This window comes from Neglectibacter sp. X4, assembly GCF_009917365.1.
In the GTDB taxonomy this organism is placed as follows: domain Bacteria; phylum Bacillota; class Clostridia; order Oscillospirales; family Acutalibacteraceae; genus Acutalibacter.
The window spans coordinates 67,479-86,704 of the sequence record NZ_QWLE01000007.1 but is presented as its reverse complement, the minus strand read 5'-3'; the positions used below and the strand labels follow the sequence as shown (position 1 = coordinate 86,704).

The 19,226-nt window shown below is 56.5% G+C and carries 15 protein-coding genes and 1 pseudogene; 11 read left to right on the top strand and 5 right to left on the bottom strand.

Translation table 11 applies throughout. The features are described 5' to 3' along the window. Positions 1-254: 254 nt before the first annotated feature. Both uvrB and D1841_RS05560 read right to left on the bottom strand, forming a co-directional pair. Positions 255-2,255: an excinuclease ABC subunit UvrB gene (gene uvrB, locus D1841_RS05565; protein ID WP_160642314.1), complete on the bottom strand. Its 2,001-nt coding sequence runs from the start codon at positions 2,253-2,255 to the stop codon at positions 255-257. After that, positions 2,245-3,003 carry a RadC family protein gene (locus tag D1841_RS05560; RefSeq protein ID WP_160642315.1) on the bottom strand — a complete coding sequence of 253 codons (759 nt, stop codon included), beginning with the start codon at positions 3,001-3,003 and terminating at the stop codon, positions 2,245-2,247. Before D1841_RS05560 ends, uvrB begins: the two co-directional genes overlap by 11 nt. Positions 3,004-3,582: 579 nt before the next feature. On the opposite strand from D1841_RS05560, the gene D1841_RS05555 reads away from it, so the two are divergent. From D1841_RS05555 to D1841_RS05505, 11 genes and pseudogenes are all read left to right on the top strand, one after another. After that, a complete protein-coding gene (locus D1841_RS05555) occupies positions 3,583-3,777 on the top strand; it encodes a DUF951 domain-containing protein (protein ID WP_160642316.1) in 195 nt (64 codons plus the stop codon). 169 nt (positions 3,778-3,946) lie between these two features. Beyond that, positions 3,947-5,005, top strand: coding sequence for a peptide chain release factor 1 (prfA, locus tag D1841_RS05550; RefSeq protein ID WP_160642317.1), 1,059 nt, complete (start codon positions 3,947-3,949; stop codon positions 5,003-5,005). A 195-nt stretch (positions 5,006-5,200) separates the two neighbouring features. Then, the gene (locus D1841_RS19745) at positions 5,201-6,823 is read left to right on the top strand and encodes an L-threonylcarbamoyladenylate synthase (RefSeq protein ID WP_160642318.1); all 1,623 of its coding nucleotides are present in this window, start codon (positions 5,201-5,203) and stop codon (positions 6,821-6,823) included. Continuing rightward, positions 6,820-7,389, top strand: a complete 570-nt coding sequence (locus tag D1841_RS05540) for a lytic transglycosylase domain-containing protein (protein WP_160642319.1) — start codon at positions 6,820-6,822, stop codon at positions 7,387-7,389. Before D1841_RS19745 ends, D1841_RS05540 begins: the two co-directional genes overlap by 4 nt. Positions 7,390-7,558: 169 nt before the next feature. Then, entirely contained in the window at positions 7,559-7,948 is a 390-nt protein-coding gene (locus tag D1841_RS05535) for a hypothetical protein (protein WP_160642320.1), read from the top strand. A 52-nt stretch (positions 7,949-8,000) separates the two neighbouring features. After that, on the top strand, positions 8,001-9,413 hold the full coding sequence (locus D1841_RS05530; protein WP_160642321.1) for an aminopeptidase: 1,413 nt from the start codon (positions 8,001-8,003) through the stop codon (positions 9,411-9,413). A 62-nt stretch (positions 9,414-9,475) separates the two neighbouring features. After that, a complete protein-coding gene (locus tag D1841_RS05525; RefSeq protein WP_160642322.1) occupies positions 9,476-9,775 on the top strand; it encodes a hypothetical protein in 300 nt (99 codons plus the stop codon). A 269-nt stretch (positions 9,776-10,044) separates the two neighbouring features. Then, positions 10,045-11,280 carry a Gfo/Idh/MocA family protein gene (locus D1841_RS05520; protein ID WP_160642324.1) on the top strand — a complete coding sequence of 412 codons (1,236 nt, stop codon included), beginning with the start codon at positions 10,045-10,047 and terminating at the stop codon, positions 11,278-11,280. A 254-nt stretch (positions 11,281-11,534) separates the two neighbouring features. Next, positions 11,535-13,094 (top strand): annotated as a pseudogene (gene malQ / locus D1841_RS05515) (4-alpha-glucanotransferase). Beyond that, complete coding sequence (locus D1841_RS05510) at positions 13,091-15,358, top strand: glycogen/starch/alpha-glucan phosphorylase (protein WP_160642325.1); 2,268 nt, start codon at positions 13,091-13,093, stop codon at positions 15,356-15,358. The pseudogene malQ and the gene D1841_RS05510 overlap by 4 nt, the downstream one beginning before the upstream one ends. A 584-nt stretch (positions 15,359-15,942) precedes the next feature. Further along, positions 15,943-16,503, top strand: coding sequence for a manganese efflux pump MntP family protein (locus tag D1841_RS05505; protein WP_160642326.1), 561 nt, complete (start codon positions 15,943-15,945; stop codon positions 16,501-16,503). Positions 16,504-16,669: 166 nt separating this feature from the next. Here D1841_RS05505 and D1841_RS05500 read toward each other — a convergent pair whose 3' ends face one another. Genes D1841_RS05500 through D1841_RS05490 form a run of 3 tightly spaced genes read right to left on the bottom strand, consistent with a single transcriptional unit; the run spans position 16,670 to position 19,057 of the window. Next, positions 16,670-17,449, bottom strand: coding sequence for an ABC transporter permease (locus D1841_RS05500; protein WP_160642327.1), 780 nt, complete (start codon positions 17,447-17,449; stop codon positions 16,670-16,672). A gap of 5 nt (positions 17,450-17,454) precedes the next feature. Continuing rightward, positions 17,455-18,258: an ABC-2 family transporter protein gene (locus D1841_RS05495; RefSeq protein ID WP_160642328.1), complete on the bottom strand. Its 804-nt coding sequence runs from the start codon at positions 18,256-18,258 to the stop codon at positions 17,455-17,457. A gap of 10 nt (positions 18,259-18,268) precedes the next feature. Further along, a complete protein-coding gene (locus D1841_RS05490) occupies positions 18,269-19,057 on the bottom strand; it encodes an ATP-binding cassette domain-containing protein (RefSeq protein WP_160642329.1) in 789 nt (262 codons plus the stop codon). Between the last annotated feature and the right edge of the window lie 169 nt (positions 19,058-19,226).

Sequence of the window (19,226 nt, the reverse complement as noted above, 5' to 3'; positions counted from 1 at the left end):
CGCTGGTGCAGCGGCACGCTGCCCTCCGGGAGCACCCCCCTTACGCGGCCATACGCGTAAGCCGCATAAACCCTTTATGCGGCGGAAGGTTTCCTCCCTGTTCCCCGCGTCATTGATGCAGCGGTACGCTGCCCACGCCGCTGGTACAGCGGCACGCTGCCCTCCGGGAGCACCCGGCTTACGCGGCCGTGCGCGTAAGCCGCATAAACCCTTTATGCGGCGGAAAGTTTCCTCCCTGTTCCTCGCGTCTTGGGTCAAGCGTTACGCTTGCTTTTCCTGGGCAGCGGCGCGTGCCCGGCCCCCTGGCCTTCCAGCTCCTTTATCTTGTCCCGCAGGTACGCCGCGTGCTCGAATTCCAAGAGCTTTGCCGCCGCCCGCATCTCCTTGGTATACTGCTCGATAAGCTGCTGCCTCTCGGCAGGGGTATAGCGCTTCTTCTTTTTCTTCCCGTCCTCCTTGTGGGTGGAGATTTCCAAAATCTCCGCCACGCTCTTGGTAATGGTCTTGGGCGTAATGCCGTGCTCCTCGTTATAGCGCTGCTGGATGCCCCGCCTGCGCTCCGTCTCCGTAATGGCATATTCCATGGAGGGCGTCACCTCGTCAGCATACATAATAACCTGCCCCCCGGCGTTGCGGGCCGCCCGGCCGATGGTCTGGATAAGGGAGCGCCCGCTGCGCAGGAAGCCTTCCTTGTCCGCGTCCAATATGGCCACCAGGGAAACCTCCGGGATGTCCAGGCCCTCCCTCAACAGGTTAATGCCCACCAGCACATCGAAGTCTCCCAAGCGCAGATCCCGGATAATCTCCATGCGCTCCACTGTGTCAATATCGTGGTGCATATACCGCACCTTTATGCCGTACCCCTCTAAAAACCCGGTGAGATCCTCCGCCATCTTCTTTGTCAGGGTGGTGACTAAGACCCGCTCCCCCTTTTCCGTGCGCAGGTTGATTTCCGAAATCAAGTCGTCTATCTGCCCGTCCGTAGGCTTCACAGTAATCAGGGGGTCTAAAAGCCCTGTGGGCCGTATCACCTGCTCCACCACCTGGGCAGACTTCTCCAGCTCCAAATCCCCCGGCGTGGCGCTGACAAACACCGCCTGCCGGATATGGCTGTAAAATTCATCGAAGTTTAAGGGCCGGTTGTCAAAGGCCGAGGGCAGACGGAAGCCATACTGCACAAGCTGCTCCTTCCGGGCGCGATCCCCCGCAAACATGCCCCGCACCTGGGGCAAAGTTACATGGGACTCGTCCACAAACAGCAGGAAATCGTCCGGGAAATAATCCAACAGGGTAAAGGGGGCGCTGCCCGGCTCCCGGCCGGAAAGCACCCGGGAATAGTTTTCAATCCCCTTGCAAAAGCCGATCTCCGCCAGCATCTCCATGTCATACCGGGTGCGCTGCTCAATGCGCTGGGCCTCAATAAGCTTTCCCTGCTCCTTAAAAAAGGCCACCTGCTTCTCCATCTCCTCATGGAGGTCGGCAATAGCTTTTTCCATTTTGTCCCGGGGCACAATATAGTGGGAAGCCGGGTATATGGCGATGTGGCCCAGTTCGGACAGCACGTCTCCTGTAAGGGGGTTAAACTCCCGCAGCCGCTCAATCTCGTCCCCGAAAAACTCCACCCGCACCGCCTTGTCGCTGGACTCTGCCGGGAAAATCTCCACCACATCCCCCCGCACCCGGAACTTGTTGCGGATGAAATTTATGTCGTTGCGCTCATATTGCAGCTCCACCAGCCTTTTTAAAAGCTCGTCCCGCTCCATCTCCTTGCCTGGACGCAGGGAGATGACCATGGTGCGGTAGTCGATGGGGTCGCCCAGGCTGTAGATGCAGGACACAGAGGCCACAATAATCACATCCCGGCGCTCGGAAAGGGCGCAGGTGGCGCTGTGGCGCAGCTTGTCAATTTCATCATTAATAGCGGAGTCCTTTTCAATATAAGTGTCTGTCTGGGCGATATAGGCCTCGGGCTGGTAATAATCGTAATAGGACACAAAATACTCCACCGCGTTTTCCGGAAAAAATTCCCGGAACTCCGAGCAAAGCTGGGCCGCCAGGGTTTTGTTGTGGGCCAGCACCAGGGCCGGGCGGTTCAGCCTGGCAATCACATTTGCCATGGTAAAGGTTTTGCCAGAGCCTGTCACGCCCAACAGGGTCTGCTCCTTGTCCCCCTGGTTTACCCCCTGCACCAGCCGGCTCACAGCTTCCGGCTGGTCCCCAGTGGGCTGAAATTTTGAAACCAGCTTAAAATCCATCCCCGCGCCCTCCCTGTTTTTCTAAATATTCCCGCTCCATGGCCCTGGCGATTTCCAACTGCTCCCGCTGGAAATCCCACATATCCATGCGCCCCTGGTTCCAGGCATCGCTGGCAGCAAAGGAAAAGCACCCGTTGCTGCCAAACACCAGGTGGTCTGACAGGGGAACCTGTACGCTCTCCAAAGCCAGCTCCACCTGCCGGGTGACAACCACATCATTGCGGGAGGGCATGGCCTGCCCGCTGGGATGGTTGTGGGCCAGCAGGGCAAAAGCCGCGTCATGGTCAATGCAGAGGGAAACGATTTTGCGGATATACATAGGCACCTCGCTGATAGCGCCCTCGCACACAATATTGTTGTATATCACCCGCTTCTGCCCGTCCAGGAGCAGCAGCACCACAGCCTCGGTTTTCCGTCCCGCAAGCTTGGGAAAAAGGACGGAAGCGGCAGATTCTGTATCATACACACGCCGCAGCCCAGAGGCCTGATCCTCCAGGGTCTCTCTCGCCGCTTCCGCTGTAGCGCCCAGCAGGCGGACAGCGGGGCTGTTCATCCCTGCAATCTCCAGCAGCTCCTTTTCCGGGGCAACCAGCACCTCTGAAAGGCTGCCAAATACCTCCAGCAGCTCTCCCGCAGCCCGGGCCGCGGTTTCCGGAGGCAGCAGGCAGGAGAGCAGCTTGTCCAAAACCGCCCTCTGCCGCAGTTCCATGGCGGAAGGCCCTGCGCTTTTCTTTCTCGTTCTTGCCATCCCCAGGCACCTCCCGTTCTTTTAACGCCGTATTTGTCGGAAGCCTTGGCAGCCCCTTTCTTTTCAACAAAGAACTGCCAGGAGCTTTCTCAAATCCATATAGTCATGCAGCTTAAAAAATACTCTTTCCAAGCTGCATGACTATATAATACAAAACATTTGTTCACATGTCAATCTTTCCCGCAGATTTTTTTCAAAAACAGGGACAAGCAAAAAAGAAAGCCCGAAAAAAATACCAAGGGAATAAACAACGTAAAAGCCCTCCCCAATCTATGGCCACTTTTCGCCTGAAATTTAAATTTAGAAGCTGTACACTCTAGAGTCTGTTTTAAAACCGGAGAAATGCCAGTATTTTTGTTCAGGGCGGGCGGTTTCAAGGCGAAAACCGCAAGAAACACTTTCGTATTTCGAGGATTTTTAACACAGAAACCGTTTGTCACTGGACAAAAATACGGTTTTTCGGAGTTTTAAGACAGACTCTAATGCTTGCAGCGAAAAACCTTTGCAAAATGCCGGGGGACAGTGTATAATAAGGCTTGTTATGTCTGTTATGTCTGGAAAAGAAAGGAGGGCGGCAAAATGGACGTGCGCGTTGGGGACATTCTGCACATGAAAAAGCCCCACCCCTGCGGGAGCACAGCCTTTACCGTATTGCGGGCAGGGATGGATTTTAAAATCCGCTGCTGCGGCTGCGGGCGGGAGGTTATGCTGCCCCGCCTGAAATGCGAGAAGAACATCAAGCGCATTGAGCGCCAAACGCCTCCGGAGCCTTAGCGGCGCGGTTCAACCTATTTTATTGCCTTTGCATTTAGCAGCAGGAAACGGGGTGTATTCCCCCGCCCTACAGGCGGGGGAATACACGGAAAATTTTCCCTGTTATTTCCCGCAGAAATATTATTTAGGAACGCGAAACGCTAAGACTACTATTTTGGAGGAAATGGATATGTTTGAGAATTTACAGGTTTTTGAAAACCGCTATGAAGAACTGAATATGAAGCTGTACGACCCTGCAAGCGCTGCCGACAGGGAGGTGTATGCCGCCCTGATGAAGGAGCACAAAGAGCTGGAGCCTATTGTGCTGGCCTACAGGGAATATGTCCGGTGCGGGGAGGCGCTGCAAGGGGCCAGGGAGCTTTTGGAGGATCCGGAGTTGAAAGAGATGGCCCAGGAGGAAATGAAGGAAAACCAGCAGAAGCTTGCGGCGCTGGAAGAGGAAATCAAGATATTGCTGCTGCCGAAAGACCCTAACGACGAAAAGAACGTGGTGATGGAAATCCGGGGCGGCACCGGAGGCGAGGAGGCCGCGCTTTTTGCCTATGATCTGTACCGCATGTACACAGCCTACGCGGAAAAGCAGGGCTGGCGCACAGAAATCGTGGGCCTGAACGAGACAGAGCTGGGAGGCTTCAAGGAGGTCAGCTTCCTCATTGACGGCCAGGGGGCCTATTCCCGGTTAAAGTTTGAAAGCGGCGCCCACCGGGTGCAGCGGGTGCCGGAGACGGAAACCCAGGGGCGCATTCACACCTCCGCCGCCACTGTGGCGGTGATGCCGGAGGCCGAGGACGTGGAGATTGACATTGACCCCAAGGATTTGCAGATTGACACCTTCCGTTCCAGCGGCGCTGGGGGCCAGCACATCAACAAGACAAGCTCGGCTATCCGCATTACCCACCTGCCTACGGGCATGGTGGTGGAGTGCCAGGACGAACGCAGCCAGTATAAAAACAAGGACAAGGCCATGAAGGTGCTGCGGGCAAGGCTTTTGCAGCAGGAGCAGGACAAAGTGAGCGCCCAGACGGCAGAGGCCCGACGATCTTTGGTGGGCAGCGGCGACCGCAGCGAACGGATTCGCACCTATAATTTCCCCCAGTCCCGGGTGACGGATCACCGCATCGGGCTGACCCTTTACAAGCTGGAGGAAATCCTGGGGGGCAGTCTGGATGAAATCCTGGACGCGCTGATTGCCGCAGACAGGGCCAGCCAGTTGGAACAGGCAACGTAAACAACGTGACGGAACGCTATCGCGCAGCGATTGCGTTTTTGTATCTCTGTGACGCGGGGACGTGTAAGGGAATATTTCGCCGCGCGGAGAGTCCGCGCGCTTAAAGGGATGCCGCGCCGGCAGGCGGGACTCAAAGCCCCTAAACCGCCGGAGGCATGGGCAGGAAAATAAAAGGCAGGCACATGGGGAAAGCTTATGGAGACATTGTTTTTAAAAGCGCATAATACACATGATGTAGAGCGGGCCGGGGAAATCCTGCGGGCCGGGGGCCTGGTGGCCATCCCTACGGAGACGGTGTACGGCCTGGCGGCGGACGCCCTCAACGGGAATGCTGTGAAAAAGATTTTCGCCGCCAAGGGCCGGCCCTCGGATAACCCCCTGATTGTGCATATCAGCGGGTTTTCCCAGCTTGCCCCCCTGGTGAAGGAGGTGCCGGAGGCCGCGAAGCGCCTGGCCCAGGCTTTCTGGCCCGGGCCGCTGACCATTATCCTGGAAAAGTCGGCGCTGGTTCCCATGGAAACCAGCGGGGGCCTTGACACAGTGGCGGTGCGTATGCCCCGGCACCCAGCGGCCCGGGCGGTGATTGAGGCGGCTGGCGTGCCTTTGGCCGCCCCCTCCGCCAACCTTTCCGGCAGGCCCAGCCCCACTTCCTTTGCCCATGTGCGGGAGGATCTGGCCGGGCGGGTGGACGCCCTTTTGGACGGCGGGCCTTGCGACGTGGGGGTGGAATCTACCGTGATTACCCTTGCGGGGGACGTTCCCCGGGTGCTGCGGCCCGGCGGCGTGACCCTTGCGCAGCTTCGGGCTGTTTTGGGGCAGGCGGAGCTTGACCCCGCTGTGCTGCACAGCCTGCGGGAAGGGGCGAAGGCCTCTTCCCCGGGCATGAAATATAAGCACTATGCCCCTAAGGCGGAGGTGACTTTGGTGGACGCTTCCCCGGAGGAATTTGCCGCCTATGTAAACGAGAGGAAGGGCGGCTGGGCGCTGTGCTTTCAGGAGGATTTGCCTTTTGTAGAGGGGCCTGCCATCAGCCTTGGCTCCCGGTATGACGGGGGCGGGCAGGCCAGGAGGCTTTTCGGGGCGCTGCTGGAACTGGACAAAAAAGGCGCCCAGACCGCCTTTGCCCACTGCCCCAGCCGTTCTGGCGTGGGCCTTGCGGTGTATAACCGGCTGCTGCGGGCGGCGGGGTTCCGGGTGGCGCATCCGGAAGGGACGCTGGTGGTAGGGCTGGCAGGGCCTAGCGGCGCGGGGAAATCTACTGTGGGGGATTTCCTGAAGCAGGGAGGCTGTTCTGTTTTAAATTGCGACAGCCTGACCAGAAGCCCCCAGGTATACAGCCCGGACTGCATAGAGGAGCTGCGGGCCGCCTTTGGGGAGGATGTTGCCCCGGGGGGAAAGCTGCATCGGAAAGAGCTTGCCCGCAGGGCCTTTGCCACACAGGAGGGCCGCAAACGGCTGGGGGAAATTACCTTTCCCCGGATTTTAAAGCAGGTGCGCCAGGTGGTGGAATCGGCCCGGGAAGCGGGGACGCCCATTCTCGTGCTGGACGCGCCCACCCTGTTTGAGTCGGGGCTGGACAGCATCTGCGCCCGGATTGTTGTGGTGACGGCGGCCCGGGAGGAAAGGCTTTCGCGGGTGATGGACCGGGACAATCTAAGCCGGGAACAGGCGGAAATCCGTTTTTCCGCCCAGCAGGATGAGGATTTTTATGAAAGCCGGGCAGACTATGTGATTGAAAACAGCCGGGAGCCTGGGCGCCGGCTGGCTGCGGAGGCTGTTTTAGCAGATCTGAAAGGAGAAGCGGCAAAGCGCCTATGAAAAAAGGTCGAGTTATCCTTGTGGTTTTCATAGCCCTTATCATAGCCTGGATTGCGGCGGGGGATTCCCTTGCAGGCTGGGTGATGCACCGGCTTTACCCCCGTCCCTATGGGGAGCTGGTGCGGCGGGAGGCGGCGGAATTCTCCCTGGACGAAAACCTGCTTTATGCGGTGATGAAGGCGGAAAGCGGCTTTGACGAAAAGGCCCAGTCCCGGGCCGGGGCCTGCGGGCTGATGCAGCTTACCCCCGCCACCTTCCAGTGGATAGCGGAGCAGTATCCCCCGGAAAACGGGGGCGGGGACATTTTCGACCCCAGCGACAACCTGCACTGCGCCGGCGCCCTGCTGCGAAAGCTGCTGGATCATTACGGCACCCTGGAGGTGGCCCTTGCCGCCTACAACGCGGGCATGGGCAATGTGAGCGGCTGGCTTTCAGAGGAGGACTACTCCGCAGACGGCAAGAACCTGCACACCATCCCCTACCCGGAGACAGACTCGTATGTGAAGAAGGTTACGAAGTATTACGGGACGTATAAAAGGCTGTATGAGGGCGGGGAAAGCGGCTGAAGGGAAAATGCAAAAACTTGGTTTTTCGATCAAACCTTTTTTCTAAAAAGGTTTGCAGGGTTCTTAGGGACAGAGTCCCTAAGCCGCCGGGGCATATGCGGCGGGGCGGTTGCATTTTGTGAAGTGACGTGGTAAAATCTGGTAGACGCATACAGGAGGAGGTTACTCTATGAAGCTGTGGAAAAAAGCGGTCATTGCCATAGGAGCGGCGGCCCTGCTGTGCGGGGCGTTCCTGCTGGGGCGGGGCAGCACGGGCTGGCTGGGAGAGAAGGCTCCCCGGTGGGATGAAGTTGTTCTCATGCACGCGGAAATCGTGGACAGGGACGGCACGTTTTTCCATGTGCGGGGCCTTCCCTGCAACGACGTGAACGGTCAGGGGGAATGCACCTTCAGCGTGACAGAGGACACAGTGCTGGAATGGCGGTATACCCCCATTGCCCTGGAGGACTTTAAGGCGGGAGACAAGGTGTCGGTTACCTATACAGGGCCTGTGATGCTTTCCGAGCCTGCCCAGCTTACGCAGGTGCTGCGGATACAACTGCTGGAGGACGAAAAATAGACTATAAACACTTATCTTATTATTATAAAAAGCTTTAAGGAGGTACATTCCAATGGAAAACAAAACGGAAAAGGTTGACGCAAAGGCACTTGCCAAGGAGCTGCTGGTGGATCGCACCCACGGTTCCACACGGGTGTGCCAGGAGGAAATGAAGAAGTCCCAGCGCTTCTGCGAGGGCTATAAGGAATTCCTGAACGCCGCCAAGACAGAACGGGAGTCTGTTGCCTTTGCGGTGGAGGCCGCGGAGAAGGCGGGCTTTGTGCCTTTTGATCCGGCGGCGAAATATGCCCCTGGGGACAAGGTGTATTACAACAACCGGGGCAAGTCCATCTGCCTGGCGGTTATCGGCAAAAAGGGCACCAAGGAGGGTGTGCGCATTGTGGCGGCCCACATTGACAATCCCCGGGTGGACTTAAAGCCCCTGCCCCTGTATGAGGCAAACGAGCTGGCGCTTTTGAAAACCCACTACTATGGCGGCATTAAGAAATACCAGTGGACTGCCATCCCCCTGTCCATGCGGGGCAAGGTGGTGCGCAAGGACGGCACTGAGGTGACTTTGAACGTAGGGGAAAACCCCGGGGATCCCCAGTTTACCATTACGGACATCCTGCCCCATCTGGGCAAGGATCAGATTCAGAAGAAGCTGGGCGAGGCCTTTACCGGGGAGGATTTGAACATTCTGGTGGGCAGCATGCCCCTGGAGAACGCAGAGGGGGAAAACCTCTACAAGCTCAACGTGATGAAGATTTTAAACGAGAAATACGGCATTACCGAAGGGGATTTGATTTCCGCGGAAATTGAGTTTGTGCCCGCGTTCCCGGCAGTGGACATTGGCTTTGACCACAGCATGGTGGGCGCTTACGGCCATGACGACCGGGTGTGCGCCTATCCTGCCCTGGAGGCTGTGCTGCGGTGCAAGGATCCGGAATATACCGCCATTACGGTGCTGGCGGACAAGGAGGAGATCGGCAGCGTGGGCAACACTGGCCTTGCCTCTGAATTCCTCAACTATTTCGTGGCGGATTTGGCCGCACAGGACGGCGCGGAGGCACGCCATGTGTGGACAAAGTCCAACTGCCTCTCCGCAGACGTGACGGCGGCTTTTGATCCCAACTATGCTTCCGCCTATGAAGCGGGCAACTCCTGCTTCCTGAACCGGGGCGTTGGCTTTGCCAAGTATACCGGATCCCGGGGCAAAAGCGGCAGCAACGACGCTTCCGCCGAGTTTTTGGGCTGGGTGCGCCGGGTGATGGACGAAGGGGACGTGCTGTGGCAGATTGGCGAGCTGGGCAAGGTGGATCAGGGAGGCGGCGGCACTGTGGCCCTGGATATCTCCCGGCTGAATGCCGACGTTATCGACGTGGGCGTGCCGGTGCTCTCCATGCACGCGCCCTTTGAGGTGGTTTCCAAGCTGGACGTATACATGGCCTATAAGGCTTTTAAGACCTACTTTATGGCGGAATAAGAGGAATTTTTGAAAGGCCGGCGTTTTATTGACGCCGGCTTTTTCCAAAGGAGGAAAACAGGATGGCAAAAACAGCGTGGATTTTTTCTTACAAGCTGCGGAAAAATGTGGAGCCGCAGCAGTTTATGGACTGCACCCAAAGGCTCCACGATCAGGTGGTTTCCAAGGCAAAGGGCTTCATCTCCTGGGATCATTACCGGCAGGAAGACACCTGGACAGACTTTGTGCTGTGGGAAACAGAGGAGGACGCCCAAAACGCCATGACCGCAGGCCAGGGGCAGGAAGCGGCGGAGGAATTTTATGCCTGCATCCGGATGCAGACCTGTCGGGCGCTGGTTTCCCAGTTTGTGAAGCGGTATTAAAGGCCTGTTTTGAAAACAGGCTTTGGGATGGCAGCCGACCGGCGGGAGGGAGTGTCCAGACAGCGCGTTTTATGCCTCCGGCGGTTTAGGGGCTTCGCCCCTAAATACCCCACCACCTTTGAAAAGGTGGACGAAACTTTTGTGTTTCTTCATTCTTTTAGAATACTCGCTTTGGACACTCCTCCCGCAGGATCCCCTCTTGCGGAATGCACAAAAACATGGTAAAATATGGAAAATAATGATTTATAACGCCTAAGGAGGATGTTTTCATGAAAGAACTGCGCATTGGCATTATCGGGACAGGCATGATTTCCAACCGGCACATGACGGTGTGGTCGAACATTCCCGGCGCCAGGGTAGTGGCAGGGTGCGACATTGACGAAGCCAAGGTGAAGGCCTGGGGGGAACAGTATGGCATACCGGAGGAGAACCTGTATGTGGACTTCCGGGAAATGCTGAAGCGGGACGATTTGGACGCCATTGACGTGTGCGTACACAACAACCTGCACACCCCGGTTTCTGTGGCTGTGATGAAGGCGGGATATCCCTGCTACTGCGAAAAGCCCATGGCGGCAAGCTACGCCGACGCGAAAATCATTTACGACTGCGCCAAGGCCACAGGACAGAAGCTGGCTGTGCAGATAAGCTCCCTTTACAATTTGCAGACCCGGTATGCCAAAAAGCTGATTGAGGAAGGGAAGCTGGGGAAAATCTACCACGCCCGCAGCGTTGGCCACCGCCGGGAGGGCCGCCCTGGCTTTGACATGCCCATGTTCTCCCGGGACTTTATCAAAGGGGATATTGGCGTGCATGGGCCTTTATGCGATTTGGGCATTTACCATCTGGCCCAAATGCTCTACATTATGGGTATGCCAGAGCTGGATACGGTATATGGCCTGTCCTCCGCCGACTATTATCAGGATCCCCGGCTGCTGCCGGAGGGCCTGACCTATGACGTGGAGGATTTAAGCGTGGGCATTGCCAAGTTTAAAAATGGCGTTTCCCTGGACATTTACGAGGACTGGGCCATGCATATGGACGTGGTGGGCACCAGCTTTGTGGCAGGCTCTATGGGCGGCATCAAGCTGATTGACGTGGACACCACTGGCGGCGAACTGGCTGTGCCCAAGGGCGGCAGGATTATGGGCGGCGGCCGGGTGCAGCAGCCCACCCTGGAATTCTTCGGCTATGAGGACGGCATGAAAACCTCCAAGATTATCAACTGCCAGGAGAACGGCCGGAAGGAAGCCCAGGTGGAGCCGCGCATGGCCCTGTATAACGACAACCAGGTACACTGGAAGGCGTATCTGGAGGGCGAGCTGGACGACAGCACCCGCATTGACTCCCCCTATATCGCCATGGAGACGGCTTTGCTGTCCGACGCCATTTTCGTCTCCCAGGCTTTAAACCGCAGCGTGACGGCAGACGAGGTGCGGGAGATGTCCAAGTCTATTGCGCTGCATAAGCAGGAAACGCCTTGGGGCGTGATTGAGTACGATTTCTAAGCTTTTGCATAACGGGAGAAGCGCCTGCCGGGAATCCGGGGGCGCTTTTCCTGTTCCGGAACAGGAGGAGCTAGTTCTGGCTCCTTTGACAAAACACATAAAGGAAAACCGGGAATCAGGGAAAGTTACTGGATAATTTTTCCAAATATTTCTTGCACATACCAGCTTCCATGTGTTATACTAAGCTATAGTATACTCTGCTTATAACCCTATGGAAAGAAGGTTTTCAGCCTATGGCAAATCAATCGACTTGGATGACACGCAGCGCCGGCGTGCTGATGCCAGTGAGCAGCCTGCCCTCCAAATACGGCATTGGCACCTTTGGCAAGGCCGCCCGGGAATGGATAGACTTCCTCTGCGCTGCCCACCAGCGCTTCTGGCAGGTGCTGCCTTTAGGGCCTACCAGCTTTGGCAACAGCCCTTACCAGAGCTATTCCGCCTTTGCCGGGGAGCCGCTGTACATTGATCTGGAGCTGCTGTGCCAGGACGGCCTTTTGAAAGAAAAGCGCTGCAAACGGGCAAACTGGGGCAGCAATCCGGAAAAGGCAGACTATGAGGCTTTGCGGAACGAACGGGCGCAGGTGCTGCAAAAGGCCTTTGAAAACTTTAAAAAGCCCAAAGCCCTCTCCCGTTTCCGCAAAAAGAACGCCGCCTGGGTGGAAGATTACGCCCTGTTCATGGCCCTGAAAAACCTCCATAATGGCAGGCCCTGGTATGAATGGGAGGAGGACATCAAGCTGCGCCGTCCTGCCGCTTTGAAGGAATGGACAAAGAAGTGCGAAAAGGAAATTGACTATCACGTTTTCACCCAGTATCTGTTCTTCGAGCAGTGGAAGGACATTAAGAAATATGCCAACAAAAAGGGTATCCTGATTATCGGGGACGCGCCGATTTACGTTTCCGGAGACAGCTCTGACGTGTGGGCGCACCCCTGGTTGTTCCAACTGGACGAGGACAACAACCCCACTGAGGTGGCGGGGTGCCCGCCGGACGCCTTCTCCGCAGACGGGCAGCTTTAGGGCAATCCCCTGTACCGCTGGGACGACATGGAAAAGGACGGCTTTGCCTGGTGGATGGAGCGGCTCCAGGCAAACCTGACCATGTTCGACGTGCTGCGGATTGACCACTTCCGGGGCCTTGAAAGCTATTACGCCATCCCCTATGGGGACAAAACGGCCCGGAACGGCCGCTGGCGCAAGGGGCCTGGGATGAAGTTTGTGGATGCCATCAACAAGGCCATGCCCGGGGCCGCCATTATCGCGGAGGATCTGGGGTATCTGACCCCGGCGGTGAGAAGGCTTTTAAAGCGCAGCGGGTTCCCGGGGATGAAAGTTTTGCAGTTTGCCTTTGACTCCAGGGAAGAAAGCGACTATATGCCCCACAACTACCAGAACCACTGCGTGGTGTATACCGGCACCCACGATAACGATTCCACCAGAAGCTGGTTTACCTCTGCCCCGCCTGCAGACGTGGCGGTGGCCCTGGAATATATGGGCCTGAAGGACGACACAGACGGCACCTGGAGCTTTATCCGCATGGCTTTAAACAGCGTGGCAGACCTGGCTGTTATCCCCATGCCGGACTATCTGGATCTGGGGGCCAAGGCCCGGATTAACACGCCCTCCACAGTGAACTCTGAAAACTGGAGTTGGCGCATGAAGCCCGGCGCCTGCACCAAGGAGCTGGCCCAGAAAATGGCCCGAATGGCCGATCTTTCCGGGCGGGCCAGGGATCTGCCCAAAGCGCCGGAGAAAAAGGCCAAGGCGAAAAAGAAAAATAAAAAAGGGGAAGGAAAGGACGCTGATACCCAATGAGCATACAGATTGAACTGGAAAACAAACTAGGCAGCAAGCCCCTGTATCAGGCAGGGAACGAGGAAATTTACCACGCCCTCACCGCCATGGTGCAGGAGCGTCTGGCGGCTACCCCCCGCATCCAGGGGGACAGGAAGCTGTATTATGTTTCCGCGGAATTTTTAATGGGCAAGCTGCTCTCCAACAACCTGATTAACCTGGGGGTGTATGATGAGGTGCGCAAAACCCTGGCTGCCGCCGGGAAGAACCTCTCCGACATTGAGGAGATTGAGCCGGAGCCTGCCTTGGGCAATGGCGGCCTGGGGCGCTTAGCCGCCTGCTATCTGGACTCTGCCGCCACCTTGGGCCTGCCTGCCGACGGCGTGGGGCTTCTCTACCACTTCGGGCTGTTCCGGCAGGAATTCTGGGATCATAAGCAGTGGGAAAAGCCGGAATACTGGCTCTCCCCCACCTGCTGGGCCAAAAAGACTGACACCCGGTTCTGGGTGCCCTTCCCCCAGGGGGAACTGCAGGCGGTGATGTATGACATCCAGGTGGCAGGCTATGAGAACGGCGTGAACTGCCTGCACCTGTTTGACATGGAGACAGCGGACGAATCTATTGTCACCAGGGACATTGACTTTGACAAGCATGACATTTCCCGGAACCTGACCCTGTTCCTGTATCCCGACGACAGCGACCGGGCGGGACGGCTTTTACGGGTGTACCAGCAGTATTTCATGGTGAGCGCCGGCGCACAGCTTATTATCAAGGAGCTTTCCCAGAAGGGCTATGCCCTGCGGGATTTGCATAAGCACGCGGTTATCCAGATTAACGACACCCATCCTTCCATGATTATCCCGGAGCTTATCCGCCTCATGCAGAAGGACGGCATCCACATGGACGAGGCCATTTCCATTGTGTCCCAAACCTGCGCCTATACCAACCACACCATTCTGGCGGAGGCCCTGGAGAAGTGGCCCATAGACTATCTGGAGGAGGCTGTGCCCGGCCTTGTGCCCATTATCCGGGAGCTGGACAGACGGGTGCGGGAGAAGTTCCCCCAGAACGAAAAGCTGTGGATTATTGACCAGGGCGGCCTCGTCCACATGGCAAACATGGACATCCATTACGGCTTCTCCGTGAATGGCGTGGCGGCCCTGCACACAGACATCCTGCGGGAAGCAGAGCTGAAGCATTTTGCGGAGGTTTACCCGGAGAAGTTCAACAACAAGACAAACGGCGTTACCTTCCGGCGGTGGCTGATGCACTGCAACCCCCAGCTTTCCGATTTCCTGACGGAGAAGATTGGAACGGGCTGGAAGAAAGACGCAAAAGAACTGGAAAAGCTGCTGGAGTTCCAGGATGACCAGGAGGTTTTAGGGAAGCTGCTGGAGATTAAGCAGGCAAACAAGCGGGAGCTTTGCCGGGTGATGAAGGAAAAGAGCGGCGTGGAGCTTGACCCGGATTCTGTATTTGACATCCAGATTAAGCGCCTGCACGAGTATAAGCGCCAGCAGATGAACGCCCTGTATATCATCTGGAAATATAAGCAGATTAAGGCGGGGCACCGCCCCAAGCGGCCCATTACCCTGTTGTTTGGCGCAAAAGCCGCCCCTGCCTATATTATCGCCAAGGACATTATCCACCTGATTCTCACTTTGCAGGATCTCATCGCACAGGATCCGGATGTCAGCCCCTGGCTGAAGGTGGTGATGGTGGAAAATTACAACGTGACCTGGGCGGAAAAGCTGATTCCCGCCTGCGACATTTCCGAGCAGATCTCCCTGGCCTCCAAGGAAGCCAGCGGCACAGGCAACATGAAGTTTATGCTCAACGGCGCTGTCACCCTGGGCACCATGGACGGGGCCAACGTGGAAATATGCGACCTGGTGGGGAAGGAGAATATCTGCATTTTCGGCAAGGGCAGCGAGGAAGTCATCAAGCTTTACGAGGAAGGGCCTGGGCGGTATACCACCAAGGACTACTACCCCAAGGACAAGGAAATTACAGAGCTTTTGGACTTTATCATCAGCCCTGCGGTTATGCGCCTGGGGGATCCGGAAAACCTGGGCAGGCTTTACAAGGACATGAGCCGGAAAGACTGGTTCATGGCGCTTCTGGACGTGAAGGAATATATCGCTGCAAAGGAAAAGCTGCTGGAGCAGTATGAGGACAGGGACGCTTGGGCCAAGATGATGCTTACGAATATCGCCAAGGCCGGGTTCTTCTCCTCCGACCGCTCCATCGCCCAGTATAACGAGGACATCTGGCACCTGAAATGATTTGCGCTGCCCCTGCACCTTGCAACCCTTTTTACAAAAAGGGTTGATCGAAAAATTAAGGACTTCCCTGGAAACTTGCCCTTGACGCTGGCATATTCTTCCGCTATACTATATATATTGTAGCGTGTATGGGGGAGTAGTTTGCGCGGGAGGCTTTGCCGGGATTCCGGACGGCCTGCTGTGCGGCAATGTCAACAAAATGGCTTATTATAGTTAACGCAGTTCAAAAGAGGTCGAATACCTCTTTTGAACCAGGTGGCGTAGCCACCCGGCTTGAAAATCGTATATACCGATTTTCAAGTGCCTTTACTATAAGCCTGGTGTTGCCTGAAAAAACGAGACTCATAGAAAGCTGCCCCTTTGGGGTGTGTTTTCTATGAGTCCTTTTCGTGTGAAAAAGCAGGAAGGAACTGCACTGGGCGCAAAAGGCTGTTTTTCATGGCTCTTTGGTAGAATCCCGCCCCCATGGCGGCAAACGGAAGGATGGAGATCCTGGGAAAAATTCAAAGAAAGGAGCGATACGGGCACAAAAGGCGGCTGTTTTACCTCTTTTTGTGCGAATCCCGTATCGCGCGGCGATTCACATGGGAATTGTAGAATTGTTCATACTGGCGGTGGGACTTTCCATGGACGCCTTTGCGGTGGCTGTGTGTAAGGGCCTTGCCATGCGGGAGGCCAAACCCAAAAGCATGGCTGTGGTGGGGCTGTGGTTTGGAGGATTCCAGGCGCTGATGCCCCTGATAGGCTATGCTGTGGGGATGCAGTTTTCTGGGGCCATCGAAGCTTTTGATCACTGGCTGGCCTTCCTGCTGCTGGGGGCCATTGGGGGGAACATGATTAAGGAGGCCCTCTCTCCGGAGGAGGAACCGGGAGACGCTTCCCTGAACCCGAAAGCCATGGTGCTGCTGGCCCTGGCCACCAGCATTGACGCCCTGGCTGTGGGGGTAAGCTTTGCCTTTTTGCGGGTGGATATCCTGTCTGCTGTGGCCTTTATCGGCGTGGTCACCTTTATCCTTTCCGCTGTTGGCGTGAAGGCGGGCAGCATTTTCGGCAGCAAATATCAGAGCAGGGCCGAGCTGTTTGGCGGGTGCATCCTGGTGCTTTTAGGGGTGAAGATTCTGCTGGAGCACCTGGGGGTGCTGTGACAAACAACATAAGATAGGGCGCAAACGTTTGCGGCAGAAACGTTTGCGCCCTTTTGCTTTAGGGAAGCCCGCCCCTGCATCCCGGCCCGGGCCGGGATGGCCCCCGGAGGGGGGGCTGCAAAACCGGAGGTTTTGCACAGGGGCGGGCGGCGCTGGGGAAAGGCTTTTAGGAGCCAGTGGATTTATACCTGTGTACCCCTAAGCGCCACACCAGCCAGCAGGGGACAACGAACCAGCAGGAGATAAGGGGCAGGAACATGAACCACAGGTTGTCGCTGCGGCCTAAAAGGAACAGCAGGGGGTAATATTGGAACAAGGCATAGGGCACCACAAAGGTGCAGAAGGTGAGCATCCCCTTGCCGTAAATGCTGACGGGATACTTGCCATGCTCCGAGGCCCCATAGCTGAACACGTTCATAAACTCCAGGCCCTCCAGGGTGAAGAAGGCAAAGGCGCCGTCTAAAAGGAAGATGGCGGAAAACACCACGCTGCCGCCAATCACCATGAAAATAAGGGTGAGCACCCGCAGGGGCGTCCAGTCCACCCCGGCCTGGGAGATGCCGTAGACGAACATGACAACACCCTGGAACATGCCGCCCAGGCGCACAAAGTCGATGCGGCTGGCAAGCACCTGGAAGATTTCATTGCAGGGGCGGGTTAAAATACGGTCGAACTGCCCGTTTGCTATCATGGTGTCGAACACCTTGAAGCCGGAGGCAAACATCTGGCTTATCTGGAAGCCTAAAAGCAGAATGCCATAGCAGAGAACCACCTCGCTGAACTGGAAATCCTTTACCTTGTGGAAGCGCTGAAACATGAACACGACTCCCAGGAACACGGTGAAGGATGTGATGAAATTGCCAATGAGCGTGATGAAAAAGGACGCTTTATACTGCATCACGCTTTTCAAGTGGATGGAAAAATATTTTTTGTAAAGCCTTAGCATGATTCTCAACCTCCCTGCACCACAACACGTTTAAGGGCCTTTTGCTCTAAAACCTTGCCGATGAGCACCAGGGCGAATACCCAGAAAATTTGCAGCAGGATGGCCCGGGCCATTTCAGGGCCAGCCAAGTCCCCGCTGTACACCCGCAGGGGCACGTTCTCCATGCAGGAAAAGGGCAGAAGCTCCGCAAACTGGCGGAAGCCCTCGGGGAAAAAGGGCAGGGGCACAATGCCGCCCATTAAAAAGTCGCTGAGGGAGACAGCCACCATGCGCACGCCCCGGTAAGAGATGGTGTAAAAGGTTAAAATATACACCACCATGCAGAAGGAGGTTGTCACCAGCAGGGCCAAACACAGGGCCACTAAAAACAGCAGGAAGGCCATAAGGCTGGGCGGGGCCATAAGCCCAAAGGGCTTTGGCAGAAACGCCGCTATAATCAGGGGGAGGACGCACCGCAGCAAAGCCCTGGCAATGCGGGTGGCAGCGCTGTGGGAAAACCACATGGCGTAAAGGTCAACGGGGCGGCAGACTTCATACACCACGTCCCCGGTCTGGATGGTGTTGAAGATGGAGTTGTCCATGGCGCCTACAGAAAGGAGGCCCAAAAACGCCTGCTGCATCCAGATATAGCTGGCAGTGGCCTGGAAGTCCATAGGGAAAGAGGCGGGGTCTGTTTCATAAAAGGCATAGAAAGCTAAAATCGCCATGCCGCCCCAGGCAAACTGGCAGACAATGCCTGCCAGGGCCGCCACCCGGTATTGCAAATTCATGGCAAAGCGAAGCCGGAAAAAGGATATGTATTTTTTCATGTGCGCGCCCTCATATGTCGTACTTCTTGTACAGATGGGCGATAGTCTCGTCAATCTGCTCCCCGCCCCGGCGGATGTTGTCCAGGGTGCCGTCTAAGAGGATTTTCCCTTTGCCGATTAAAATGACCCGGCTGGCTAAAGCCTCAATGTCCTGCATGTCGTGGGTGGTGAGGATGACAGTGGTTTTGTGCTCTTTGTTCAGGCGCTTGACAAAGTCCCGCACCGCCAGCTTGGACACAGCGTCCAGGCCGATGGTAGGCTCGTCCAGAAACAGGATTTTCGGGCTGTGGAGCAGGGAGGCCGCTATCTCGCAGCGCATGCGCTGGCCCAGGGAAAGCTGGCGGGTGGGGGTGCGCAGAAGCTGGGACAAGTCCAGAAGCTCTGTGAGATCGCCTACATTTTTGCGGTAGAGGGCAGCGGGGATTTTATAGATGTCCTTTAAAAGCTCGAAGGAATCTATCACAGGCACATCCCACCAAAGCTGGCTGCGCTGCCCGAACACCACGCCGATTTGGGCCACGTGCTTTACGCGCTGCTTCCAGGGAATCCGGCCGTCCACCCGGCACTCTCCCCCGTCCGGGGTGAGCACGCCGCTTAAAACCTTGATGGTGCTGCTTTTTCCCGCGCCGTTGGGGCCTATGTAGCCCACCATCTCCCCTTCCCCGATGGAAAAGGAAATGTCATTTAAGGCGTGGATTTCCTCGTACTCCCGGCGAAACAGGGCTTTTACGGCATTTTGAAAGCCTTTGTCCCGGCGGGCTACCCGGAAGGTTTTGCGCAGATGGGACACTTCAATCATGGTAAACACTCCTCTCTTGCTGCGGAACCGGTTTGAAAAGGCCGGGGCAGCGCCTGTCTGCAGCCGAGACACAAAGCCGCAGCCATGCCTGCCTTCTTTCTTTTCACCTGGCCCCCTTGGACTAAAAAACATGAAACCCACCAAAAAACGCGGTGGGTTTCCTATTATA